At 63.1% G+C, this 24874-nt stretch carries 26 protein-coding genes and 1 pseudogene; 9 read left to right on the top strand and 18 right to left on the bottom strand.

Features of this window, described 5'->3' with window-relative positions:
* Positions 1-9 precede the first annotated feature (9 nt).
* From LB545_RS11185 to LB545_RS11175, 3 genes are read left to right on the top strand one after another with little or no spacing between them, the layout of a single operon-like run.
* Positions 10-1302, top strand: coding sequence for a M16 family metallopeptidase (locus LB545_RS11185; protein ID WP_140494943.1), 1293 nt, complete (start codon positions 10-12; stop codon positions 1300-1302).
* A gap of 15 nt (positions 1303-1317) precedes the next feature.
* Positions 1318-1914 (top strand): GNAT family N-acetyltransferase, encoded by a 597-nt coding sequence (locus LB545_RS11180; protein WP_140494945.1) that lies wholly within the window; start codon positions 1318-1320, stop codon positions 1912-1914.
* Between the two features lie 3 nt (positions 1915-1917).
* Entirely contained in the window at positions 1918-4806 is a 2889-nt protein-coding gene (locus LB545_RS11175) for an EAL domain-containing protein (RefSeq protein ID WP_140564257.1), read from the top strand.
* Between the two features lie 22 nt (positions 4807-4828).
* On the opposite strand, the gene LB545_RS11170 is transcribed toward LB545_RS11175, so the two are convergent.
* Positions 4829-5437, bottom strand: a complete 609-nt coding sequence (locus LB545_RS11170; RefSeq protein WP_140494949.1) for a YqgE/AlgH family protein — start codon at positions 5435-5437, stop codon at positions 4829-4831.
* Between the two features lie 168 nt (positions 5438-5605).
* Between LB545_RS11170 and LB545_RS11165 the strand changes: the two genes are divergently transcribed.
* The 3 genes from LB545_RS11165 to LB545_RS11155 all read left to right on the top strand — a co-directional run bounded on the left by LB545_RS11165 (position 5606) and on the right by LB545_RS11155 (position 7462).
* Positions 5606-6412: a protein-disulfide reductase DsbD domain-containing protein gene (locus LB545_RS11165; RefSeq protein WP_140559385.1), complete on the top strand. Its 807-nt coding sequence runs from the start codon at positions 5606-5608 to the stop codon at positions 6410-6412.
* Between the two features lie 85 nt (positions 6413-6497).
* Positions 6498-6980: a peroxiredoxin gene (locus LB545_RS11160; protein ID WP_140514835.1), complete on the top strand. Its 483-nt coding sequence runs from the start codon at positions 6498-6500 to the stop codon at positions 6978-6980.
* Positions 6981-6982: 2 nt separating this feature from the next.
* A complete protein-coding gene (locus LB545_RS11155; protein WP_140520804.1) occupies positions 6983-7462 on the top strand; it encodes a DUF2938 domain-containing protein in 480 nt (159 codons plus the stop codon).
* A gap of 171 nt (positions 7463-7633) precedes the next feature.
* Here LB545_RS11155 and rnhA read toward each other — a convergent pair whose 3' ends face one another.
* From rnhA to coxB, 12 genes and pseudogenes are all read right to left on the bottom strand, one after another.
* Positions 7634-8167 carry a ribonuclease HI gene (rnhA, locus tag LB545_RS11150; protein WP_140580785.1) on the bottom strand — a complete coding sequence of 178 codons (534 nt, stop codon included), beginning with the start codon at positions 8165-8167 and terminating at the stop codon, positions 7634-7636.
* Complete coding sequence (locus tag LB545_RS11145) at positions 8164-9126, bottom strand: homoserine kinase (protein WP_140878873.1); 963 nt, start codon at positions 9124-9126, stop codon at positions 8164-8166. Before LB545_RS11145 ends, rnhA begins: the two co-directional genes overlap by 4 nt.
* 5 nt (positions 9127-9131) lie before the next feature.
* Positions 9132-10142 carry a 4-hydroxy-3-methylbut-2-enyl diphosphate reductase gene (ispH, locus tag LB545_RS11140; protein ID WP_140494960.1) on the bottom strand — a complete coding sequence of 337 codons (1011 nt, stop codon included), beginning with the start codon at positions 10140-10142 and terminating at the stop codon, positions 9132-9134.
* Between the two features lie 87 nt (positions 10143-10229).
* Complete coding sequence (locus LB545_RS11135) at positions 10230-10973, bottom strand: SURF1 family protein (protein ID WP_411908937.1); 744 nt, start codon at positions 10971-10973, stop codon at positions 10230-10232.
* A 5-nt stretch (positions 10974-10978) separates the two neighbouring features.
* Positions 10979-11365, bottom strand: coding sequence for a DUF983 domain-containing protein (locus tag LB545_RS11130; RefSeq protein WP_140494962.1), 387 nt, complete (start codon positions 11363-11365; stop codon positions 10979-10981).
* Positions 11366-11368: 3 nt separating this feature from the next.
* Positions 11369-11550: pseudogene (locus LB545_RS11125) on the bottom strand (L,D-transpeptidase family protein); the annotation flags it as partial.
* Positions 11551-11624: 74 nt separating this feature from the next.
* Positions 11625-12503, bottom strand: coding sequence for a cytochrome c oxidase subunit 3 (locus LB545_RS11120; protein ID WP_140494964.1), 879 nt, complete (start codon positions 12501-12503; stop codon positions 11625-11627).
* A gap of 1 nt (position 12504) precedes the next feature.
* A complete protein-coding gene (locus LB545_RS11115) occupies positions 12505-13137 on the bottom strand; it encodes a cytochrome c oxidase assembly protein (protein ID WP_140564259.1) in 633 nt (210 codons plus the stop codon).
* A gap of 8 nt (positions 13138-13145) precedes the next feature.
* The gene (locus tag LB545_RS11110; RefSeq protein ID WP_140494968.1) at positions 13146-13307 is read right to left on the bottom strand and encodes a hypothetical protein; all 162 of its coding nucleotides are present in this window, start codon (positions 13305-13307) and stop codon (positions 13146-13148) included.
* Between the two features lie 2 nt (positions 13308-13309).
* Positions 13310-14254 carry a heme o synthase gene (locus tag LB545_RS11105; RefSeq protein ID WP_140663053.1) on the bottom strand — a complete coding sequence of 315 codons (945 nt, stop codon included), beginning with the start codon at positions 14252-14254 and terminating at the stop codon, positions 13310-13312.
* A 72-nt stretch (positions 14255-14326) separates the two neighbouring features.
* On the bottom strand, positions 14327-15979 hold the full coding sequence (gene ctaD / locus LB545_RS11100) for a cytochrome c oxidase subunit I (protein ID WP_140494972.1): 1653 nt from the start codon (positions 15977-15979) through the stop codon (positions 14327-14329).
* Positions 15980-16017: 38 nt separating this feature from the next.
* A complete protein-coding gene (gene coxB, locus LB545_RS11095) occupies positions 16018-16917 on the bottom strand; it encodes a cytochrome c oxidase subunit II (protein WP_140494974.1) in 900 nt (299 codons plus the stop codon).
* 375 nt (positions 16918-17292) lie between these two features.
* Here coxB and LB545_RS11090 point away from each other — a divergent pair, with 375 nt between their 5' ends.
* Both LB545_RS11090 and tldD read left to right on the top strand, forming a co-directional pair.
* Positions 17293-17838: an invasion associated locus B family protein gene (locus tag LB545_RS11090; RefSeq protein ID WP_140494976.1), complete on the top strand. Its 546-nt coding sequence runs from the start codon at positions 17293-17295 to the stop codon at positions 17836-17838.
* 164 nt (positions 17839-18002) lie between these two features.
* On the top strand, positions 18003-19415 hold the full coding sequence (gene tldD, locus LB545_RS11085; RefSeq protein WP_140514821.1) for a metalloprotease TldD: 1413 nt from the start codon (positions 18003-18005) through the stop codon (positions 19413-19415).
* Between the two features lie 21 nt (positions 19416-19436).
* Here the strand turns inward: tldD and LB545_RS11080 are convergent, their stop codons facing one another.
* From LB545_RS11080 to LB545_RS11070, 3 genes are all read right to left on the bottom strand, one after another.
* Entirely contained in the window at positions 19437-19721 is a 285-nt protein-coding gene (locus LB545_RS11080; protein ID WP_140494980.1) for a hypothetical protein, read from the bottom strand.
* 149 nt (positions 19722-19870) lie between these two features.
* Positions 19871-21106: a class I SAM-dependent RNA methyltransferase gene (locus LB545_RS11075; RefSeq protein WP_140685271.1), complete on the bottom strand. Its 1236-nt coding sequence runs from the start codon at positions 21104-21106 to the stop codon at positions 19871-19873.
* Positions 21103-21867, bottom strand: coding sequence for a TlyA family RNA methyltransferase (locus tag LB545_RS11070; RefSeq protein WP_140514818.1), 765 nt, complete (start codon positions 21865-21867; stop codon positions 21103-21105). The genes LB545_RS11075 and LB545_RS11070 overlap by 4 nt, the downstream gene beginning before the upstream one ends.
* Before the next feature lie 175 nt (positions 21868-22042).
* Between LB545_RS11070 and LB545_RS11065 the strand changes: the two genes are divergently transcribed.
* A complete protein-coding gene (locus LB545_RS11065; RefSeq protein ID WP_140655750.1) occupies positions 22043-22444 on the top strand; it encodes a GFA family protein in 402 nt (133 codons plus the stop codon).
* A gap of 25 nt (positions 22445-22469) precedes the next feature.
* Here LB545_RS11065 and LB545_RS11060 read toward each other — a convergent pair whose 3' ends face one another.
* Entirely contained in the window at positions 22470-22763 is a 294-nt protein-coding gene (locus LB545_RS11060) for a hypothetical protein (RefSeq protein ID WP_140514815.1), read from the bottom strand.
* 149 nt (positions 22764-22912) lie between these two features.
* Positions 22913-24850 (bottom strand): 1-deoxy-D-xylulose-5-phosphate synthase, encoded by a 1938-nt coding sequence (gene dxs / locus LB545_RS11055; RefSeq protein WP_224705024.1) that lies wholly within the window; start codon positions 24848-24850, stop codon positions 22913-22915.
* Positions 24851-24874 lie beyond the last annotated feature (24 nt).

Raw genomic sequence — 24874 nt, 5'->3', positions numbered from 1 at the left:
ACGAACCATATGGGTGTTGAGGTAAGCCGTCTGTCGAACGGCCTGACAGTCGCCACCGAAACCCTTCCAAGCATCGAATCGGTTGCCCTGGGTGCCTGGGTCAAGTCGGGTGCCCGCAATGAACGTGACGAAGAGCATGGCATGGCCCATCTGCTCGAGCACATGGCGTTCAAGGGCACAAAGCGGCGAACAGCCTTCGAGATCGCCTCGGAAATCGAGGACGTCGGCGGCGAGATCAACGCCGCCACCAGCGTCGAGACCACATCCTACTATGCCAGGGTGCTCTCCGACGACGTGCCGCTGGCCGTCGACATTCTTGCCGACATCCTGCAGGAATCGGAATTCGATCCGCAGGAGCTCGAACGCGAGCAGCACGTGATCCTGCAGGAAATCGGCGCCGCGCACGACACGCCCGATGACATCGTGTTCGACCGGTTCACCGAGACCGCCTTTCGCCACCAGACCATCGGCCGCTCGATTCTGGGCACGCCGGAAACCGTCAAATCCTTTACATCGAAGCAATTGCACGATTTCATCGAGCGCCAATACGGCGCCGAGCGCATGGTGATCGTGGCTGCCGGCGACATCAAGCACGACAATTTCGTGCGCGAAGTGGAAAAGCAGCTCGGCGGCTTCCGCACCAAGGCCGACAACACCATCCCGCAATATGCGCAATATGTTGGCGGCGATTTCCGCGAGGACCGCGACCTGATGGACGCGCAGATCGTGCTGGGCTTCGAAGGCCGCGCCTACCATGTGCGCGATTTCTACGCCTCGCAGGTGCTGTCGATGATCCTCGGCGGCGGCATGTCGTCCAGGCTGTTCCAGGAAGTCCGCGAAAAGCGTGGCCTGTGCTATTCGGTCTATGCCTTCCACTGGGGCTTTTCCGATACCGGCATATTCGGCGTCCATGCCGCGACCGGGCAGAGCGACATCGCCGAACTGGTGCCCGTCATCATCGAGGAATTGCAGAAGGCCGGCGAGAACATCCTGCAGGAAGAGCTGGACCGGGCGCGCGCACAATACCGCGCAGGTCTGATCATGTCGGCGGAAAGTCCGGCCAGCCGCGCCTCGCAGATCGCGCGACAGCTGCTCTTGTTCGGCCGGCCGATCGCCAAGGAGGAACTGATGGAGCGGCTCTCGGCGCTGACGGTCGATCGTTTGACCGACCTGTCGTCACGGCTGTTCTCGACCAAACCGACGCTTACCGCTGTAGGGCCCGTGGGTACGCTGGCGCCATACGAAGCGATCCTCGATTCGCTTCCGGGCACGCCCACCACGGCCCGCAAGCTCGCCGTCTAAGCCCGCACAAGCGCCGTGTTCGCGCTCCCTTTCTTTCGCCGCGACCTGCCGGCACTGAAGGGCGACCGCGTGACGCTGCGCGTGCCGTTCACCAATGACTACCGGGAGTGGTCGACTGTGCGCGGCGAGAGCCGGGCATTCCTCGAACCATGGGAGCCGCGCTGGGCGCCGGACGAGCTTGACCGGGCGGCATGGCGACTGCGCATCAGCCGCTACCGCGAGGACTATGCGCAGGGAACCGCGATCGCCTTCTTCATATTCGAGAAGTCGAGCGGCAGGTTGGCTGGCGGAATTACGCTCGGCAACATACGCCACGGGGTCTCGCAGAGCGGGCATGTCGGCTACTGGATCGGCGAGCGCTTCGGCGGTCGTGGCCTGATGACCGACGCCGTCAAGGTCGTGACCCGCTTCGCCTTCGATACGCTGAGGTTGCACCGGATCGAAGCGGCCTGTATTCCCGACAATATCAGGTCGATCCGTGTGCTTGAAAAAGCCGGATTCCGGCGCGAAGGACTTCTGCGATCCTACCTCAGGATCAATGGCATCTGGCAGGACCACTACCTCTACGCCCGGATCGCGGACGATCCGCCAGGCGCTGGAACGAAGGACTGATTTTTGACGAAATTCCTGCGCAACGGGCCGCTGTTCGCCTTTGTCCTCGCGACGATCCTGACGCTGTGGGCGGCGTCCTCGGCCTTTGCCGTCGAACCGATCAAGATCGCTCGCGACGATGTCGCGCTCGATCTGTCCGGCGCCGTGGAAATCTACCGCAACCAGGGCGAAAACTTCCAGGTTTCGACCGCGCCCGGACCCGACGGCATCGTGCGACGCATCGAGGTCGAGGCCAATGACGCCCGTTCCACCGGCGACTGGGCCGTGTTCGCGCTTGCCAACACCACCGACCAGCAGCTCGACCGGCTGATCGTGGCGCCGCATTTCCGACTGGTCAATTCCGGCATCTTCTGGCCGGATCTCGGCTCGACCCGTATCGCCGCGATCACGCCCAGCGAAGGCTTTGCGCTCGACCGCCAGAGCAGCCCGGACGCCGACGTGTTCCGGGTGACGCTGAACCCGGGAACGGTGATCACCTTCATCGCCGAACTCGCCTCGCCCAAGCTGCCGCAGGTCTATCTCTGGGACCCGGAATCCTACAAGGACTCAGTCAATTCCTACACGCTGTTCCGCGGCATCGTCATCGGCATCGCCGGGCTTCTCGCGCTGTTCCTGACCATCCTGTTCGTGGTCAAGGGAACCTCCATGTTCCCCGCGACCGCGGCACTCGCCTGGGCCGTGCTTGCCTATATCTGCGTCGATTTCGGCTTCCTCAACAAGATCATCGAGATATCGCCCGGCAACGAGCAGATGTGGCGGGCGGGAACGGAGGTGGCCCTGGCGGCGACCTTCGTGGTGTTCCTGTTCGCCTATCTCAACCTCAACCGATGGCACGGCCATTTCAGCTATGGGGCGCTGGTCTGGATCCTCGGGCTGCTCTTGATCGCCGGCGTCGCCATCGTCGACCCGGCGGTCGCCGCGGGCATCGCCAGGCTGTCCTTCGCCGCCACCGCGCTGACCGGGCTCGGCCTGATCATCTTCCTCGGCATACGCGGCTATGACCGTGCCATCATGCTGGTGCCCAGTTGGGTGATGGTGCTGTTGTGGCTATGCGGATCGTGGATGGCGATAACCGGCATGCTCGACAACGACATCGCCCAGCCGGCGCTTGGCGGCGGTCTGATCCTCATCATCCTGCTGATCGGCTTCACCGTCATGCAGCATGCCTTTGCCGGCGGCGCGCTGCACCAGGGTCTGTTCTCCGACCTCGAGCGGCAGGCGCTGGCGGTGGCCGGCTCGGGCGACACGGTGTGGGACTGGGACGTGCTGCGCGACCGCGTCGTCACCAAGCCCGACGTCAGCATCCAGCTCGGCCTCGCCCCCAACAGCCTGGGGGGTGCAGCCCGCAACTGGCTGCCGGTGCTGCATGTCGATGACCGCGACACGTTCCGCACCACGCTCGACGTGGTGCTCGAGCACCGTCGCGGCAAGGTGGCGCAGAACTTCCGGTTGCGCGGCGCCGACGGCCACTATCACTGGTTTGCGCTGCGCGCGCGCCCGGTTATCGGATCGGACGGTGAGGTCATCCGCTGTGTCGGCACCATGGTTGACGTCACCGAGCAGAAAAAATCCGAGGAGAGGCTGCTGCACGACGCGGTGCACGACAACCTCACCGGCCTGCCCAATCGCGAATTGTTCATGAACCGGCTCGAGGCGATCATCTCGATCGCACGGACCGAAGAGAAGGTGCGCCCGACCGTCTTCGTCATCGACATCGACCGCTTCAAGCAGGTCAATGACGGGCTCGGCATCTCGGCCGGCGACACCATCCTGCTCACCATCGCGCGACGCCTGCACCGGCTCTTGAAGCCGAAGGACTCGCTGTCACGCTTCGCCGGCGACCAGTTCGCCTTGATGCTGCTTTCCGAGCAGGACCCGGCCCGCATCGCGGCGGTGGCGGACGCCATCAAGCATGCCATCAACGCCCCGATCACCTTTGCCAAGCGCGAGATCGTGCTGACCGCCTCGATCGGGCTGATCACCTGGACCTCGGCGCAGACCTCGGCCGAGGACATGGTCAAGGACGCCGAGCTTGCCATGCATCAGGCCAAGCGCTTCGGCGGCGACAGGATCGAACCGTTCCGCCCGGCCTTCCGCACCGTCGGCACCGATCGGCTGCAGTTCGAATCCGACCTGCGCCGTGCCATCGAACGGCGCGAATTCACGCTTGCCTACCAGCCGATCGTTCGGCTGGAAGATGGCAGCGTCGCCGGCTTCGAGGCATTGCTGCGCTGGGACCATCCGCGCCGCGGCATGATCCCGCCGGCGGATTTCATTCCGGTCGCCGAAAGCTGCGGGCTGATCGTACAGCTTGGGCTGTTCGCCATGCAGCAGGCCGCCGAGGATCTGGCGGCATGGCAAAAGCAGATCGGCGACGCGCCGCTGTCGGTTTCGGTCAACCTTTCCAGCCGCCAGCTCATCCGCCGCGACCTGGTCAGCGACGTCCGCTCCGTGATTGCGCGGGCCAATCTGAAGCCGCGCTGCTTCCGGCTCGAGCTCACGGAATCGCTGGTTATGGACAATCCCGAGCAGACTGCCCATGTGCTGACCAAGCTGAAGCAGCTCGGCATCGGCCTGTCGCTGGACGATTTCGGTACCGGCTATTCTTCGCTCGCCTATCTGACGCGCTTTCCCTTCGACACGATCAAGATCGACAAGAGTTTCGTGGACGACAGCACGCCCAAACGCGCCGTGCTGCTCAAATCCATGGTCAGCATGGCGCATGAGCTCGGCCTGTCGGTGGTCGCCGAAGGCATTTCGGACGAGCGCGACGCGCTGGAGCTGCGCCAGATGGGCTGCGAATATGTGCAGAGCTTCATGTTCGGCGCCCCGATGCCCGGGGATCAGGTGCTGAAGACGCTGAAGGAACAGTATCCGCTGACGCAGGCGTAGTTGGCTTTCACGCCGCTGGAGCTCAGGCGTGGCCGGCCGCTACACTCAAATGCGCGAGGTCGATGCCGATCGAGGCGAGAATCCGGTCGTATTTGCGCTCGATGTCGGTATCGAACAGAAGCTCCGGAGTGGCCGGACAGGTCAGCCAGCCGTTTTCGGCTATCTCGGTTTCCAACTGGCCGGCGCCCCAACCCGAATAGCCCAGCGCCATCAGCGCGTGACGGGGTCCCCGGCCCGACGATATGGCGCGCAATATGTCGACGGTCGCGGTCAGGCAGACATCGTCGGAAACGGTCAGCGAAGACTCCACCCGGTAATCGCCCGTATGCAGCACGAAGCCGCGGCTGCGGTCGACGGGCCCACCATTGCGAACGACGAAATCACGGGTACGGGCGGGCAACCGGATCGCCTCGTGCTCGTTCATGATGCCAAGTTGCACCAAAAGGTCCGGAAACAGCATCTGCTGCGTCTGGTTGATGATCAGGCCCATCGCGCCCTCATCGCTGTGGGCGCAGATGTAGATGACCGAGCGCGTGAAACGGTCGTCCTTCATGCCGGGCATGGCAATGAGGAACTGATCGTCGAGAAAGCCGCTGCCGGCGGCTGTCTTCTTGTGGCGCAACAAGTCCATGATCAGAGGGTAACGCGTTTCCCGGGCGCCGAAAAGATGTACCGCGCCGGTTTTCGACCAAGCCCGTGCCGCAGGCCGATCATTACCTGCGGCAAAGGTCACGCAAATATGATACCGGCAAGCCCATGAAATCATTGCACGGCCATGAACGGACGATCAAATCATCACATGCAAAGCTTGAAAATCCTGTTGCTCGGCGCCGTTATCGGATCGGCAATCACACTCCCAGCCGCCGCCTCTTCGTCCGCCTGGTACAACAGCGAAGGCGGCAAGGTACGGCTGGTGACGAGCGGCAAGCCCGACGATGCCGGCCGCATCCGAGGCGTTCTCGACATAGCGCTCAAGCCTGGCTGGAAGACTTATTGGCGCGACCCGGGCGACGCGGGCGTGCCGCCGCAACTCGATATCTCGGCCAGCACCAACATTTCCGATGCCAGCCTTTCCTTCCCGGCGCCGAAGCGTCATGACGACGGCTACGGCAAATGGGCGGGCTACGACTATCCGGTCTCGCTGCCGGTGACGTTCACGCTGTCGGCCGCGAAGGATCCGTCCGTCATCGACGCCGACATTTTCCTCGGCATTTGCGAGACGATATGCATCCCTGTGCAGACGCGGCTGACCGTCGACCCCGGCTCCGACCCGGACAATGCCGAGGACGCGGAGCTGGTCAAGGCGAGCTTCGCCGCCTTGCCCGCGCCGGCAAGATCCGACTTCGGCATCAACGTGCTGCCGGGCGACCATGAAACGCTGGTTGTGGAGGCGAGCTTTCCCGGCGATCCGGAAGCGGCTGACTTCTTCGTTGCAGGAGACCGCGATTACATGTTCGGTTCGCCGGCCCGCAGCCAGAAGAACGGCAAGCTGGTCTTCACTGTGCCGATCCTCGACCGGCCATCGACGACCCCCACGGATGGCGGACTTCACTATACACTGACGAGTTCGGCAGGCGCGGTCGAAGGGCTCTTGCCTTTCCCTTGATCCAGCCCTCCGCGATGGTTGCGGGAAACCGCATAGTTCGCTACCCAAGGCTACGTCCTTCCCCATTCTCCCAAGCGAGGAACTCATGACCATTTCCGCTGGCGACAGACTGCCCGATACGACGTTCAAGACGATGACTGCCGACGGTCCCAAGCCGATCACGACGGCCGAGATTTTTGCGGGAAAGAAGGTCGTGCTGTTTGCTGTGCCTGGCGCCTTCACGCCGACCTGCAGCAACAATCATTTGCCGGGCTACCTGGAGAACCGCGACGCCATCCTGGCGCGCGGTGTCGATACGGTCGCCGTGGTTTCGGTCAACGACGTCCATGTCATGGGCGCCTGGGCACGCTTCACCGGCGGTGAAGGCAAGATCCTGTTCCTCGCCGACGGCAATGGCGACTTCGCCAAGGCGATCGGCCTCGACGCCGACTTCTCCGGCGGAGGCATGGGTCTTCGGTCGAAGCGGTTTTCAATGATCGTCGATGACGGCAAGGTCACCGCCCTCAATGTCGAGACCAAGCCCGGCGTCGATGAATCCGGCGCCGCCAAGATCCTCGAACTGCTCTGACCATGACGTTCGACATCGTCTGGCGTAGCGTGGCGATCGGCGTCGGCGCCACGCTGCTGATGGATATCTGGGCCTTTCTTCTCTACAAGATGTTCGGTCAAGCACGGCCGAACTGGGCCCCCGTTGGCCGCTGGGTCTGGCATTTACGGGAAAAAGTCTTTCACGACGATATTGGCGATGCGACGCCCTATGTACACGAATCGGCTTTGGGCTGGGCCTTTCACTATTTTGTCGGCATCGTCTACGGCATCATCCTTGTCGTGGTGGCCGGAGCGGGCTGGCTTGTCGCGCCGACTTTCCTGCCGGCTTTCATCCTCGGCATGGTCACGGTCGGCGCCGGCTGGTTCCTGCTGGCGCCCGGCATGGGCGCGGGCTGGGCAGCGTCGAAGCGGCCCAACCCGATGAAGGTACGGGCGCTGAATCTGGTGTCACACACAGTGTTCGCTTTCGGACTCTACGGTACGGCGCTGCTGATCCGCTGAGGATCTGCGGCTGTGCCGGCCTGCCGATCGGCCGCCACCCGTGGACAATTCGGCGCGCGTCGTCCCATTCCGGCACCGGAATCTTGGCGTCCACCTGAACCTGGGGATGCATCACATAGTGGAGGATCGGCACGATAGAGATCCAGTCTGGGAATGGTGCCGCCCCGGAATTCAATAGCTTTGGGTCGAGCGCCGCACCTTTACCATCGCCGGCTGCTTGGACTGCGCGACCGGCTTCGCTGGGGCAGCAACAAGCTTGACCGCGCCCTTCTTGAACGGCGCCATGCCCTCACGAGCAAGTTCGTCGGCGCGTTCGTTCTCGGTATGGCCGGCATGGCCCTTGACCCAGATCCAGGTGACCTTGTGACGCCGATTGGCTTCATCCAGCGCCTGCCAGAGCTCACCATTCTTGACCGGCTTCTTGTCGGCGGTCTTCCAGCCGTTCTTCTTCCAGCCATGGATCCACTTTGAAATGCCGTCCATGACATATTTGCTGTCGGTGTGAAGATCGACCGTGCAAGGTTCCTTGAGCGCGTTCAGCGCCGAGATGGCGGCAAGCAATTCCATGCGGTTGTTGGTCGTCTCGGCCTCGCCACCCGATAGTTCCTTGGTGGCGCCGTTGAAGCGCAGGATCGCGCCCCAGCCGCCCGGGCCGGGATTGCCCGAACAGGCGCCATCGGTGAAGATCTCAACGTGTTTGCTCATGCCAGCCCATATTCCGAAGCAGATTTGATCGTCCGATGAAACCGCATTCTCCTGATGTATTCGGTCGGATCGCGTTTCATCACCAGCCCGCCATCGGGAACGGTCAGCCAGTCATACAGTCGGGTCAGCATGAAACGCAGCGCCGAGCCCCGTGCCAGCATCGGAAGTGCTGCCTTTTCCTGATTGCTCAGAGGCCGCACATCCTGGTAGCCGGCAAGCAACGCCTTGCCCTTGGTGAGATTGAAGGAAAAATCCTTCTCGAAGCACCAGGCGTTCAGGCATGTGGCGACGTCATAGGCGTAGAGGTCGTTGCAAGCGAAATAAAAATCAATCAAGCCGGAGAGCTTCTCGCCGAGAAAGAACACATTGTCCGGGAAAAGATCGGCATGGATGATGCCTTCCGGGAGACCCTTCGGCCAATTCCGCTCGAAGTCGGCGAAGTCGGCGTCGACTTCGGCCGCAAGGCCCGGCTCGACCTCGTCGGCACGGTCGCGAGCTGCCGACCAGAGCTTGCGCCAGCCGTCGATTGCGAGCGCATTGGGGCGGGTCATCGGAAAGTCGGCACCGGCCAGATGCAGGGAGGCCAGCGCCTTGCCGACCTCGGCGCAATGGATCGATGTCGGCCGCCGGAGCGAGAGACCCTCGAGGAAAGTGATGATGACGGCCGGCCGGCCCGCCAGCGTGCCGATGACGCTGCCGTCATGCGCGGTTACCGGCAGCGGGCAGGACACGCCCTTTTTGGCGAGATGGCCCATCAACCCGAGGAAAAACGGCAGATCCGCCTTTTCGACCCGTCTTTCATAGAGCGTCAGGATGTAGGAGCCGCTGGAGGTGTGCAGCAAAAAATTCGAGTTCTCGGTGCCCTCCGCGATGCCCTTGTAGGACAGGAGATCGCCGACTGGGTAGTGCTTCAGGAATGCGCCGAGTTCGCCTTCCGCAACGTCGGTGTAGACCGCCATGTGCCTTACGGCGCCCCGTTGACGAAAGCCATGTCGGCCGCCGTCAGTTCGACATCGCGCAGTACCCGCATGACGGGAAAATCCTCCGTTTCGGTGGCCGTGATGGCCAGGTCGATCGTGACATCGAAGCGCTGGCGGAACGCATCGATGATCTCGTCGACGATGATCTCCGGGGCGGATGCCCCCGCCGACAGACCGAGCGTCGAGATGTCGCCGATGTCATCCCACGGAATCTCGGCGGCGCGCTGCACGAGAAGCGACATCGCAGCCCCCGCACGCTCAGCCACTTCGACAAGACGCCGCGAATTGGAGGAATTGGGCGCGCCGACGATCAGGTAGAGATCGGCGCCCGCGGCTGTATCCTTGACCGCTTCCTGACGGTTCGTGGTGGCATAGCAGATCGATTCCGCCGCCGGCGCCTTCAGGTCGGGAAAGCGGTCCTGCAGCGCGCGGATGATGCCGGCCGTGTCCTCGACCGATAGCGTGGTCTGGGTGACGAAGCCGAGCGCCTTCGGGTCCGCCGGCGCAAGCCTCGCGGCATCGGCTTCGGTCTCGATCAGCGTTACCGCACCCTCCGGCAATTGTCCCATCGTGCCGATCACCTCGGGATGTCCGGCATGGCCGATCAGGAGCACGTGGCGGCCGAGCCGCTGGTGGCGCATCGCTTGCTTGTGGACCTTGGAGACCAGCGGACAGGTGGCGTCGAGATAGAACAAATTGCGCGCCTGGGCATCCGCCGGTACCGACTTCGGCACGCCATGCGCGGAAAAGACGACCGGCGACTGCCGATGTTCGGCCGGAATCTCGGAAAGTTCCTCGATAAAGACGGCGCCAAGGCTTTGCAGACCCTCGACGACATAGCGGTTGTGCACGATCTCATGGCGGACATAGACCGGCGCGCCATATTTCTTCAGCGCCAGCACGACGATCTGGATAGCACGGTCGACGCCGGCGCAAAAACCGCGCGGCTGGCAGAGGCGGATCGTCAGAGAAGGCTTTGTCGTGGTCTGAAGCATGAATCCGGGCCGTTTGATCAGAGCCGAAATGAGGTGCCTACCCCCGTCCTGTCAAGGGCGATGGCCCTTCAAGCGGGTCGGTCGCGCTCATTCCTCTTTCGCTGGCCTGCGAAGCCGCAGGATGAGAACGGCGGCAAGTGCCGCGGCAAGCCCATACCAGGTCACGGCATATTGCAGATGGCTGTTCGGCAGGTCGATGATGGTGACACCGCCGATGGGCAAACCGCCCGGATTCGGCGTCTTGTCGGCGTCGATGAAGATTGGCACCAGCTTGGCGCTCGCCGGCAAGCCAGCGCTCGCCGCCATCACGTCACGGTCCTTCCAGTAAAAGATGTTCTTCGCCACGTCGTTGTCGGGAAGCATCATCGACGGCTTTGCCGGCAGCGGATTGCGAGCGAGGCCGGTGACCGTGACCTTGCCCGCGACCTGTCCCTTGGCGCGCTTGGCGGCATCCTTCAGATCGTATGGCACGAAACCGCGATTGATCAGGACGAAGCGGCCATCGTCGAGGGCCAGCGGCGTGTAGACGTTGAAGCCGGCTTCGCCTTCCCATGTTGCGTAGAAATGCCGCTCGCCGGAATGCAGGAACGTGCCGGTCACCGTCACCGGCGTGTAGTCGACGTCCCCAGTCGAGGCGAATTGTTTCTCCACCTCGGCCAGCGGGAGCGGCGGCGAGTGGGTGCGCTGGTCGATGGTCTGGATAAGACCTTCCTTCCAGTGCAGGCGCTGGACCTGCCAGGTGCCGAGCGCCAGCAGGATCAGGAGCAGGACGAGGCCAATGCCAAGCAGCAATACCGATCCTGGCCGCGAACGACCGCCCTTGGCGGACATGTCGGTCATTCGCCGCGATCCAGCCGGCCCTCGGCCGCCTTGTTGCGGTACTGCAGCGTAAGCAGCACCCCCTTGATCAGCCGGAGCGCCGTCAGGCACAGCACCAGCGCCAGCGGGATCCAGACCAGCAGATGCAGCCAGAGCGGCGGGCTCAGCGTCACTTCGACCCAGAGCGCCAGGCCGACGATGATGAAGCCGATGATCAGGATGACGAAAACCGCGGGCCCGTCGCCGGCATCGGCATAGGAATAATCAAGACCGCAATTGGTGCAGCGTTTGCCTACGGTGAGAAAGCCGGAAAACAGCCGCCCCTCGCCGCAGCGCGGGCAGCGTCCATGCAAGCCCGCGGAAATAGGGTCGATCGGAGGCCAGATCGCCTTGTCGTCGCTCATTGCTTACCGCTCAATCCTGATGGGTGTTCCATCGATCACCACCGCCCAGACTTCGTCCATGCCGGAGTCCGTAACGGCAATGCCGCCGTCGGTCCAGCCGACCAATTGAAGCAGCCGCCGAATCCGTTCGGCTGGCCGTGGATCATGATCATGCCGCCGGCATCGACACTGCGCGCCCTCGCAGCCGGATCTTATTGCACCGAAAAGAAGAAGGCGGCCACGTTGCCGCAGCCGCCCCTTCAAAGTCATCAGACCGGTATCAATGGGCTTCGATTACCGCGCCGACCGATCCCCAGACATAGATCGAGGCGAACAGGAACAGCCAGACCACGTCGACGAAATGCCAGTACCATGCGGCAGCCTCGAAACCGAAATGCTGCTTGGGCGTGAAATCGCCCTTCATGGCCCGGATCAGGCAGACGGCCAAGAAGATGGTGCCGATGATGACATGGAAGCCGTGGAAGCCGGTCGCCATGAAGAAGGTGGCGCCGTAGATGGAATCCTTGAAGGCGAACGGAGCATGCATGTACTCGTAGGCCTGCACCATGGTGAACAGCATGCCGAGGCCGACGGTCAGCACCAGCCCGTTGATCAGCCCCTTGCGATCGCCGTGGATAAGGGAGTGGTGCGCCCAGGTGACCGTGGTGCCCGACAACAGCAGGATCACGGTGTTATAGAGCGGCAGGTGGAAAGGATCGAGAACCTCCATGCCCTTCGGCGGCCAGACACCGCCGGTGAACGCGGTGCGGGCATATTGGTGGGCTTCGCTCGGAAACAGGCTGGCATCGAAATAGGCCCAGAACCAAGCGACGAAGAACATCACCTCGGAGGCGATGAACATGATCATGCCATAGCGCAGATGCAACGACACGACCCGCGTGTGATGGCCCTCATGCGCTTCCTTGATCGTGTCCGACCACCAGGCGAACATGGTGTAGAGGACGATCGCGAGGCCGATGAAGAACAGCCACGGATTGGCGATGTTGAAGCCGAAGATCGGGAACGAGCCGCCCTTCAGGTATTCCATGAGGCAAACGCCGCCAAAGGCGGTGACGAGCGCCCCTATCGATCCCAGGAAAGGCCACGGGCTCGGGTCGACGAGATGATAGTCGTGATGTTTTGCGTGCGCGTCTGCCATATCAACCCCCGAGATTTCCTTCGGTATTTGAAATTGTCTTGCTGTTGCCCTGGACCGGCTCTGACGATGCGACCGGCTTGTTCTTCTCGACCGGAAACATCGTGTAGGACAGGGTGATCGTCTTCACGTCCTTCAGTTCCGGCACGTTGACGATATCGGGGTCCACGTAGAACAGGACCGGCATGTCAAGCGTTTCGCCGGGCTTCAGCGTGGTGTCGGTGAAGCAGAAGCATTCGACCTTGTTGAAATAGGGACCCGCCAGTTCAGGCTGGACATTGAAGGTGGCGCGGCCGGTGATGGGGCGATCGAACTTGTTGGTCGCCTGATAGTGCGCCTGCACCGTCTCGCCGATCTTCATGGTCATCGAGCGCTGGACCGGCTGGAAATCCCACGGCACGCCGGCGATATTGGCGTCAAAGCGGACGGTGATCTCGCGATCGAGCACGCGGCCGGCATACTGCTTCTCGACGCGTTGCGTCGTGCCGCCATAGCCTGTCGCCTGGCAGAACATCTTGTACAGCGGCACCGCGGCATAGGCCATGCCGATCATGCCGGTGAAGAAGGCAAGGCAGATGGCCGCAACAAGGCGGTTGCTGTTGTGCCCGGCCGGTTTGGCACTCGTGTCGACACCCATCTCCCGCCTCACATCGTGCCAGAGAGGTTATGACCGAACTTCACGATCGTCGCGATATAGAAGATAACGACCAGCACGGCCAAGGCTACGCCGATGGCGACCGAGCGGTTGCGCCGGGCCTTCCGCTGGCGTTCGGTCAAGGTGACCGTTTCGAGCTTGTCTTCGATCATGCTCATGCTCCACCCACCGCAAGTGCACGTTCGACGACGCTGTCGGCGAGATAGACGGCGAAGATGGCGAAGAGATAGAGCAGCGAATAGCCGAACAACGCCTTGGCTGGCTTCATCGCGCGATCGTCGTCGGACATGCCAAGCACTTTCCACGCATACCAGACAAAGCCGAGCCCGAGCAGCAGGGCAGCCACGCCATAGAACGGCGTGGTGTAGCCAAGCAGCCACGGCAGCACACCGACCGGGGCCAGCACCAGAGCATAGGCGAAGATCTGACGGCGGGTCGACGCCGGGCCGGCGACATTGGGCATCATCGGGATGCCGGCGCGTTCATAATCCTGCGACTTGAACAGCGCCAGCGCCCAGAAATGCGGCGGCGTCCACAGGAAGATGATGAGGAACAGGACGACGCTCTCCAGGCTGACCGTGCCGGTCACCGCGGCCCAGCCGATCACTGGCGGGATGGCGCCGGCAGCACCGCCAATGACGATGTTCTGCGGCGTCCAGCGCTTCAGCCACATTGTGTAGACGACGGCATAGAAGAAGATGGTGAAGGCCAGCAGCGCCGCCGACAGCCAGTTGACCAGCACGCCGAGCGTCATCACCGACAAAACCGAAAGCACCAACCCAAAGGTCAACGCCTCGTGGGGCTGGATGCGGCCGGCCGGCACCGGGCGGGTCGCAGTGCGTGTCATCACCGCGTCGATATCGGCATCGTACCACATGTTGAGAGCGCCGGAGGCACCAGCCCCGATGGCAATAGCCAGGATCGCGATCACCGCCAGCAGCGGATTGATGGTCACCGGTGCCGCGACCAGTCCGACAAAGGCGGTGAACACCACCAGCGACATGACGCGCGGCTTCAGGAGGGCGAAGAAATCACCCGCCGTCGCTTCCGACATGCGGAAGCCCGCTTCGTCAATGCTGGTTTCGTCGACAAGGGCCATGCGTACTCAAATCCATATTCCGTTTGGCCGAAACCGCCGGCAGGCCGGCGGTTTCGATTCCGGGCTGCCGCCTTATTTGATCTTCGGCAGCTGCTCCCATTGGTGGAACGGCGGCGGCGACGGCAGCTGCCATTCCAGCGTCGTTGCGCCCTCGCCCCATGGATTGGCGCCAGCGATCCGCTTCTTCTGGAAGGCTTCGAACACGCCATAGAGGAAGATCACCACGCCGACGGCCGAAATGTACGAACCGTAGGACGACACCATGTTCCAGCCCGCAAACGCGTCCGGATAGTCGATGGTGCGGCGCGGCATGCCGGCAAGGCCGAGGAAGTGCTGCGGGAAGAAGACAAGGTTGACGCCGACGAACATGACCCAGAAATGGGTGTTGGCGATGACGGGCGAATACATGTAGCCGGTCATCTTCGGGAACCAGTAGTACCAGCCGGCGAAGATGGCGAACACCGCCCCCAGCGACAGCACGTAATGGAAGTGCGCGATCACGAAATAGGTGTCGTGCAGCGACCGGTCGAGACCGGCATTGGCCAGCTGAACCCCGGTAACACCACCGATCGTGAACAGGAAGATGAAGCCCAGCGCCCACAGCATCGGCGGCTTGAACGATATCGATCCGCCCCACATCGTCGCGATCCAGGAGAAGATCTTCACGCCCGTCGGCACCGCGATGACCATGGTGGCGAAGACGAAATAGCGCTGCGTGTCGAGCGACAGGCCGGTCGTGTACATGTGGTGCGCCCAGACGATGAAGCCGACCGCGCCGATCGCGACCATGGCGTAGGCCATGCCGAGATAGCCGAACACCGGCTTGCGCGAGAAGGTGGAGACGATATGGCTGATGATGCCGAAGCCCGGCAGGATCAGGATATACACTTCCGGATGGCCGAAGAACCAGAACAGGTGCTGGAACAGCAGCGGATCGCCGCCGCCATCGGGAGCGAAAAAGGTCGTGCCGAAATTGCGGTCGGTAAGCAGCATGGTGATGCCGCCGGCAAGGACCGGAAGCGACAACAGCAGCAGGAATGCGGTGACCAGCACCGACCAAGCAAACAGCGGCATCTTGTGCAGCGTCATGCCTGGCGCGCGCATGTTGAAGATGGTGGTGATGAAGTTGATGGCACCCAGGATCGAGGACGCGCCGGCGATGTGAATCGACAGGATCGCCAGATCCATGGCCGGACCGGGCTGACCGGAGGTCGAAAGCGGCGGATAGAGCGTCCAGCCGCCGCCGACGCCGTAGGCGCCAGGCGCGCTCGGCACGAACATCGAGATAAGCAGCAGGATGAAAGCCGGCGGCAGCAGCCAGAACGAGATGTTGTTCATGCGCGGGAACGCCATGTCCGGGGCGCCGATCATGATCGGCACCATCCAGTTGGCAAAACCGCCGATCAGGGCCGGCATGACCATGAAGAAGATCATGATCAGCGCGTGCGCTGTGGCGAAGGCGTTGTACATGCTCTTGCCGCCGTCGATCGCGGCGTCACCGTTCATGCCGTAGACCATCTGCGCCAGACCGCTGAAGATCTGGATGCCAGGCTCCTGCAACTCCATGCGGATGGCGACCGACAGCGCGCCGCCGATGATGCCGGCCATGATCGCGAAGATCAGGTAGAGCGTACCGATGTCCTTGTGGTTGGTCGAATAAACCCAGCGCACCCAACCATGATAAGGCTTGTGGTCGTGCCCGTCGTGAGCTGCAGCGTCTGCCATGTTCCGCTCCGTTCCCTAAATCTTGCTAACCCGCGGCATCAGTTGCCGGCGGCCGCTACCTTGTTCTGGCCATCGACCTCGGCCATCAGCGTCTTGTTGGCGCCGGGCAGATCGGTCTTGGCCGCAGCCAGCCAGGTCTTGAACTGCGCGTCGGAGACGACGCGGATGGCGATCGGCATGAAGGCATGGTCCTTGCCGCAGAGCTGCGAGCACTGGCCGTAGTAGAGGCCTTCCTTCTCCGCCTTGAACCAGGTCTCGTTGGTGCGGCCGGGAATGGCATCGATCTTGATGCCGAAGGACGGCATGGCGAAGGAATGGATCACGTCGGTCGCGGTGACGAGCACCCGGGTCATCGTGTGGACGGGCACCACCATCTCGTTGTCGACGGCAAGCAGGCGCGGATAGACCTTGCGATCTTCCTTGCCGGCGGCGGCACGGTCGCCATCCTGGAGGATCGCCGAGTTGAACGAGAGCGTGTTGTCGGTCTGGTATTCGTAATCCCAGTTCCACTGGTTGCCCGTCGCCTTGACGGTGAGCTTGGCTTCTTCCGGCGGCGTGTACTGCGCGGTCAAGAGCTGGAACGAGGGGATGGCGAGGCAGAGCAGGACGACGACGGGGCCGACAGTCCAGATCACCTCGATCAGCGTGTTGTGGCTGGTCTTGGACGGAACCGGGTTGGCGCTCGCGCGGAATTTCACGATGCAGTAGATCAGAAGGACCAATACTAGGGCGGTGATCGGGATGATGAACCACATCGTGTAGTTTCCGAACCACTCGATCTGGCGCATCATGTCGGTTGCCGGCGCCTGGAAGGTCGTCTCCCACTCGACGGGCTGATCGGCATGGGCGGCCGTGCCGGCGAAAAACGTGGTAACGGCACAAGCGCTTAGAAACTTGGCACTTGCTGGAAGCTTGGCGTTTGCCAGGAAATTTCTCATCGCCCTCTTCGTCTCCCAGTTCCTCGCGGCTGTGTCCACGAGAATAACGAACAATGCCGGGACGGGAATCCCGACTGTCTCAAGCTGGTTCAAACCATACTCTTTTTCCCTCCGCAAGAAAGGAGCGGAGGAAACCGTGCGGCATTTTTGCGCGCAAGCCGGAATGCATCTTTGAAGGCGGCGGCCGCCATGGCGAATCGGCTATGTTCAACGGATCGGCTGCTTCCTGCCGGCCGGCGCGCCTGGCGTCGTAATTCGGGCGAAATTGGCTAGGAAAAGCGCCGCATGGGCATTTTCGTGGCGGCTCGGCCGCTGTCTCGTCCTTTACTTGGCTTTGGCGCGGCTTAAAGTGCCGTGATTCGCAATGGAGCCGTCATGAACTCTTGGCTGTCGGGATTTGGGCTTTCGAGCCCCTTGGCGAAGGTCATCTTTCTCGCCGCCTTGTCCGTCGCCGGCTTGTCGGCCGCCGGCCAGGCCAACGCGGCCCAGCCGAGCGGCACGGTGCGCTCGACCCATGGCGCGTGGTCGATCATCTGCGACACGCCGGCCGGCGCCACGTCCGAACAATGCGTGATGATGCAGAACGTCGTCGCCGAGGACCGCCCCGAGATGGGGCTGTCGGTCGTGGTGCTGCGCACCGCCGACAACAAGGCGGAGATCCTGCGCGTGCTGGCGCCGCTCGGCGTGCTCTTGCCCAACGGGCTCGGCCTCAATGTCGACGGCAAGGATATCGGCCGCGCTTATTTCGTGCGCTGCTTCCAGGACGGCTGCTACGCTGAGGTCATTCTCGAGAAGCCGCTGCTCGATACGCTGAAGACCGGCACGTCGGCCACGTTCATCGTCTTCCAGACGCCAGAAGAAGGCATCGGCATCCCGGTGGACCTCAAGGGTTTTGCTGACGGATTTGCGGCCCTGCCGTAGACTCCCGCGCCTCGACCCGGGAGCTGCCGATCAACGATAGGTTTTCCGGACCTGGGATAGATCCGGGACGCCGCCGCCCTGCATTTGAATGACGATTGGCGATTGTCTGGGCGCGGCTTCGCGCCTACATCCCGGATATAACCATTCATCCACGGACATACGCCATGAACAGCCTTATCGGCCAATTCGATATTTCCGACGATCGCGTCAAGGAGATCGTCGCAGAGACCATCAACGGCGCCGACGATGGCGAGTTGTTCGTCGAATACAGCGAGAGCGAAGCGCTGATGTTCGACAACGGTCGGCTGAAGACGGCCAATTTCAACACCGACCAGGGTTTCGGCCTACGCGCGGTTGCCGGCGAAGCCAGCGGCTATGCCCACTCCAGCGACCTGTCCGAGGCTTCGCTGCGACGCGCGGCTGACGCCGTCTCGACCGTTAAGGGCGGTTATTCCGGAACGCTTGCCGCCGCGCCCGCCCGCACCAACCGCCATCTCTATGGCGATGAGAACCCGATCCCCTCCCCTTCCTTCGAGGCCAAGGCGAAGCTGTTGCAGGAAGTCGACGCATGGCTGCGCGCCGAGGATCCGCGCGTGCGCCAGGTCTCGGCATCGCTGACCTCGTCCTGGCAGCATGTCGAGATCGTGCGCGCCGACGGCCAGGTGGTGCGCGACATCCGGCCGCTGGTCAGGGTGAACGTGTCGGTGGTGGTCGGCGACGGCGACCGCCAGGAAAGCGGCTCCTACGGCATGGGCGGACGCAAGGCGTTCGGCGACTTCCTCGTCGAGGACAGCTGGAAGCACGCCGCCAAGGAGGCGCTGCGTCAGGCGCTGGTCAATCTCGAAGCCGTACCGGCGCCGGCCGGCACTTTCGACATCGTGCTCTCCAGCGGCTGGCCCGGCGTCATGCTGCACGAGGCCGTCGGCCACGGGCTGGAAGGCGACTTCAACCGCAAGAAGACATCCGCTTTCGCCGGCCTGATGGGCCAGCAGGTGGCGGCAAAGGGCGTCACCGTCGTCGATGACGGCACGATCGCGGAACGACGCGGGTCGCTCACCGTCGACGATGAAGGCACGCCTTCGGCGCGCAACGTGCTGATCGAGGACGGCAAGCTGGTCGGTTACATGCAGGACCGCCAGAACGCCCGGCTGATGGGCATGCGGGCCACCGGCAACGGAAGGCGCGAGGGCTACGCGCACCAGCCGATGCCGCGCATGACCAACACCTACATGACATCGGGCGACATGGAGCCGGACGAGATCATCGCCTCGGTCAGGAACGGCATCTATGCCGTCTCCTTCGGCGGCGGCCAGGTCGACATCACCTCCGGAAAGTTCGTGTTCGGCTGCACCGAAGCCTACATGATCGAGAACGGCAAGGTGACGCAGCCGATCAAGGGCGCAATGCTGATCGGTAACGGGCCCGACGCCATGCACCGCGTTTCGATGATCGGCAATGACATGAAGCTCGACAACGGCATCGGCATGTGCGGCAAGGCTGGACAGGGCGTGCCGGTCGGCGTCGGCCAGCCGCACCTCAGAATGGACCAGATGACGGTCGGCGGCACAAGGGTTTGAAGCCGCCTCGTGGCCAGTCTGCTAGGTCTTGCTCACAGACCGGCGCGACGTGGCATACAGGATCAGGAAGCCGATAACGCCGCCGATCGCGTACTGGGTCCATGCACTCAGGTAGTCGACGGTCCCATCATGGCCCGAGACATAGAGCGCAGCGCCGACAAACGTCATGACCGCGACGCCAAGCGCATAGGATGGCACCAGCCCCACACGCGTGAATTTTCTCAAGATCCAAGCGAGCACCGCACCGGTGAGCGCCATGATGAGAGCCGAACCAAAAATCTCGGCAACAAAACCTGGTGAAATCATCTTCTCCCCCTATCCCAATTTGGATTATGCCTTTTTGAGGGGCAGATTCAACTGCAGTGGCGATGATCCACAACTTTAGCGATAAACCTGGCTGAGATTTCGGGGCAGACTGCATGACGCTGCCGGTCTCGCTGAGCAGGGCTAAGCGCCTAGCGTCTTTTCCGCGGCTTCTCCAGCAAGGCAACAGCCTCGACATGGGGCGACCACAGAAACTGATCGATCGGCGTCACGCTTTTCACCGCGTAGCCGCCGTCGATGAGGATGCGCAAATCCCGCGCGAGCGTCACCGGGTTGCAGGAGACCGCGGCAACGAATGGAACATCCGAGCGGGCGATCTGCTTCGACTGATCCTCCGCGCCCGCGCGGGGCGGATCGAAGACAACGCCATCAAAGGCGTTTAACTCCTTGAACGTCAGCGGACGGCGGAACAGGTCTCGGCGCTCGCCGGTCACGCGTTTCAGGCCGGTGGCGAAGCGTGAACCCCGATCGAGCGCCGAAAGTGCGGCCGCATCGCCCTCCACCGCATGCACTTCCGATCTCGCGGCCAACCGCAGGGCGAAGCTGCCGCAGCCGGCGAAGAGATCGGCAATTTTTTTGGCACGTTTCAGATGTCCGCCGACGATATCGGCCATGGTCCGTTCGGCTGCCTCCGTCGCCTGCAGGAAGGCGCCCGGCGGCACCGCGACGGTAACGCTGCCGAACATGACGACAGGCTTCTTCGGCTCGATGATGATCTCGTCATCGATGGACAGTCTGGCAAAGCCCTGCGCAATGACAAAATTGGTGGCGATGCGGCGCTGGTTTTCGCCGAGCTTGCCCGATTCATGCACCGCCACGTCGAGGCCGGAACCCGTCACTGTGACCGCCATGCGAAACGATTTCGGGGTGGCGCAGATCAATTCGGCGAGTGTCCTCAAGCTGTCGAGCGCGTTGACGATCCCAGGCAGCGAGATCGGGCATTCGGAGATGGAAATGATTTCCGGCGACAGATGGCGATTGAAGCCGAGCAGCATGCCTGTTTCGGTGCGCCTGGCGGCGAGCACGACGCGGCGGCGCGTGTGCGGCGCGCAGGCGACCAGACCGCCTATTTCGCAATCGATGCCTCTCAGCGCATGCACGACCTTCTCGCGCTTCCACTGCTGATAGGCTTGCGCCTCCAAATGCTGGAGGGCGCAGCCGCCGCACTCGCCGAAATGTCGGCAGGCGGGTTCGATGCGCAGGGGCGAGGCCTCGATCAGCGCCATCAGCGTGGCGCGATCCCTTTCACGCGCCGCGGTGACGACCTCGCCTGGCAGCGTGAAAGGAATGAACAGATCGCCGCTTTCGGTGTCGGCGATACCATCCCCCTGGGCGCCAAGCTTTTTGATGGTGAAGCGTGCGCTCATCGGTCCTTGACCCCACCAAGCAGGAATTCGCGATTGCCGTCACCGCCCTCGATTGGCGACAGATGCAAGCCGAGCGAGCGCCAGCCGGGCACGGCATCCAGCCAATCCTGCAGCAAGCCGGCGACACGGGCGGCATGATAGGGGTCTTTCAGCAGGCCGCCCTTGCCGATCGCCTCGCGACCCGCCTCGAACTGCGGCTTGACCAGAAACATCGCTGCGGCACCCGGCTTGGCGATGGCAAGCGCAGGCGGCAGGGCCAGTTTCAGTGAAATGAAACTGACGTCGGAGACTATGAAGTCCGGACTCCGGCCGCCAAGATCGGCGGTTGAGAGATCGCGGGCGTTCAGCCCCTCGATGACCGTCACGCGCGCGTCCTTGCCGATATCAGCATGCATCTGTCCGTGACCGACATCGATCGCCGTGACATGGGTCGCGCCGCGTTCGAGCAGGACCTGGGTGAATCCGCCGGTCGAGGCGCCGATGTCGAGCGCCTCACAGCCGGCCGGATCGAGGCCGAAATGGTCGAGCCCGGCGATCAGCTTCAGCGCCGCGCGTGAGACATAGCCTTGGGCCGGGTCATCAACGGCGATGACGCATTCCGGTTGCACGGCCTGACCCGGCTTGCGGCCAATGACGCCATCAACAGTTACCGTACCACGTTCGATCGCGTCACGTGCACGCGAGCGGCTGGAAAACAGCCCACGCGCTACGAGCAGATCGTCGAGCCGCTGGCGCGTGCTGGCTGGCCGGGGAAAATTCATCGGTCTTCCTTGGCGAAAGCCGGCGGCGAAGGCAAGGAGATTGGAGCAGGAGAAGCAACATCGCCGCAGGGCAGCGACCGCAGAGAGCCGCTCGCGGCCAGTCGCATATCGCATCAGGTCGGCCACGATGATAAGGAAGAAACGCCGTTTTGCTGCCGAAGGCGAAGGAGGACGGATGCTTACGGGAACCTGCCATTGCGGTGCGGCCCACTGGACCTTGAAGGGCGATCCCGGGCCGATCACCGCTTGCAACTGCACGCTGTGCCGACGTTACGGCACGCTCTGGGCCTACGACTTTGTCGATGAACGTATCCGCGTCGTGGGGCCGATAAAAAGCTATAAACGTGCCGGCAAGGCCGAACCCATGCTCGAGATCCTGTTCTGCCCGACATGTGCGTGCGTGCTTGCCTGGCGCGGTTTGCGCCCAGCCGAGTCCGGCCGCACGCGGATCGCCGTCAATGTAAGGCTTGCGCCGCCGGAAGCCGTGGCCGACCTGCCGATCGACCATTTCGACGGTCTCGAGACCTACGACGATCTGCCGCGCGATGGCCGCTGCGTGCGCGACATGTGGTTTTGATTTGGGTGGTTTGATTTGGGCGAGATCAGAAGATGGTGCGGGGAGCCTGCCGTTCGACGGCGGGAGACAGGCCGTCATCCCGATCGCGGGCAACTTCCCTGCGCGGGCGCTCGACTGGCGCGGCGGATGCCGATGCGGCGTCCGGCGGGACAATAAGCTGCGGCAGCTGCTTGTAGGAGAAGCCGCCCCTGATATGCCCCATCCTGCTGGCGACTATATCCGCGGCCGCCTTCTCGAGATTGCGGTCGTAGCGCGTTCCGGCGATGGCCGGCGCTGCGATGGCGGTCAGGATCGCCATACCGCATAGAAGCGTCTTCACTTTTGTTGTCTCCCTGCCTGGCCAGAACCTAGCAGCGTGCCGTTGAAAAACGGGCAAGAGACACGGTAAGCAAAACGCCAAACAGCAATGTCAACAATGCGTTACGACATCGAGCCGGCAAACCGATTCAAAACGCTTGATGTGTCGAGTCAGGCGCGCTGGGCGTGGGCCGCCTGCCCGAGGGCGGTGAAAACCGTATGGACGATGCCGGCGGCATCGAGACCGGCATCGGCATACATCTTTTCCGGCTTGGCGTGGTCGGCAAACATGTCCGGCAGCACAAGCGGGCGCACTTTCAGGCCGCTTTCCAGCAGGCCCTCATGGGCGAGGAACTGCAAAACGTGACTGGCGAAGCCGCCGATGGCGCCCTCCTCCACCGTGACCAGAACCTCGTGCGAGCGGGCCAGCCGCCGGATCAGATCCTCGTCGAGCGGCTTCGCGAAGCGCGCATCGGCGACGGTGGTCGAAAGCCCGGACGCGCCCAGTTCCTCGGCCGCGATCAGGCAATCCTGCAAGCGCGTGCCGAAGGAGAGGAGTGCCACCTTGCCGCCTTCCCTGATGATGCGGCCCTTGCCGATTTCGAGCACCGAGCCGCGATCGGGCATGTCGACGCCGACGCCATTGCCGCGCGGATAGCGGAAGGCGATCGGGCCGTCATCGTAGGTTGCCGCGGTGCGCACCATGTGGCGCAGTTCCGCCTCGTCGGCCGCCGCCATGACGACGAAGCCCGGCAGGGAGGCCAGGAAGGTGGTGTCGAAGGCGCCGCAATGGGTGGCGCCGTCGGCTCCGACGAAGCCGGCGCGATCGATGGGGAAGCGCACCGGCAATTTCTGGATCGCCACGTCGTGCACGACCTGATCGTAGGCACGTTGCAAGAAGGTCGAATAGATCGCCGCGAACGGCTTGTAGCCTTCGGTCGCGAGGCCGGCCGCGAACGTCACCGCATGCTGTTCGGCGATGCCGACGTCGAAGGTCCTGGCCGGAAACACTTCGCCGAACAGATCAAGCCCGGTGCCGCCCGGCATGGCGGGGGTGACGGCGACGATGCGCTCGTCCTCCTGGGCCTCCCGGATCAGGCTTTCGGCGAACACCTTGGTATAGGCCGGCGCGTTGGCCGGGGCCTTGGCCTGAGCGCCGGTGATGACGTCGAACTTGTTGACGCCGTGATATTTGTCGGCCGCGGCCTCGGCCGGCGCGTAGCCCTTGCCCTTCTGGGTGACGACATGGATCAGCACGGGGCCCTTGCCATTGTCACGGACATTTTTCAGCACCGGGATCAGATGGTCCAGATTGTGGCCGTCGATCGGACCGATATGGTAGAAGCCGAGCTCCTCGAACAGCGTGCCGCCGGTGACGTAGCCGCGCGCATGCTCGACCGCCCTGGTGATGGCACGGTCGGCACGCTTGCCAAGATACGAGGTCAGTTTCTTGCCGAAGTCGCGCAGGCCGACATAGGCCTTGCCAGAGGCCAGGCGCGCCAGATAGGCGCTCATGGCGCCGGTCGGCGGGGCGATCGACATGTCGTTGTCGTTGAGGATGACGATCAGGCGGGCATCGAGCGCGCCGGCATTGTTCATCGCCTCGTAGGCCATGCCGGCCGACATGGCACCGTCGCCGATGACAGCGATGACATTGTTGCGGCCGCCGGCAAGATCGCGGGCCGCCGCCATGCCGAGGCCGGCCGATATCGACGTCGAGGAGTGGGCGGCGCCAAACGGATCGTATTCGCTCTCGGTGCGGCGGGTGAAGCCGGAGAGGCCGCCCTCCTGGCGCAGGGTGCGGATGCGATCGCGGCGCCCGGTCAGGATCTTGTGCGGATAGGCCTGGTGGCCAACATCCCAGATCAGCCGGTCATCGGGGGTATTGAAGACATAGTGCAGCGCCACGGTCAGTTCGACCACGCCAAGCCCGGCGCCGAGATGACCGCCGGTGCGCGACACCGCGTCGATCAGTTCGAGGCGGAGCTCTGATGCCAATTGCGGCAATTCGCTTTCGGAAAGCGTGCGCAGCTCGGCCGGGATGCGGACCTTGTCGAGAAGCGGCGTATGCGGCGTTGCGTTCACGGGTAGGCCCAAGCTTCTGTTCATGCGCGGGATAGGCCGCCGGCAGGC

The sequence above is a fragment of the Mesorhizobium sp. BR1-1-6 genome (assembly GCF_020165355.1).
Lineage (GTDB): Bacteria > Pseudomonadota > Alphaproteobacteria > Rhizobiales > Rhizobiaceae > Mesorhizobium.
The sequence above is the reverse complement of the archived record's forward strand: the minus strand, read 5'-3'. Positions and strand labels throughout refer to the sequence as shown.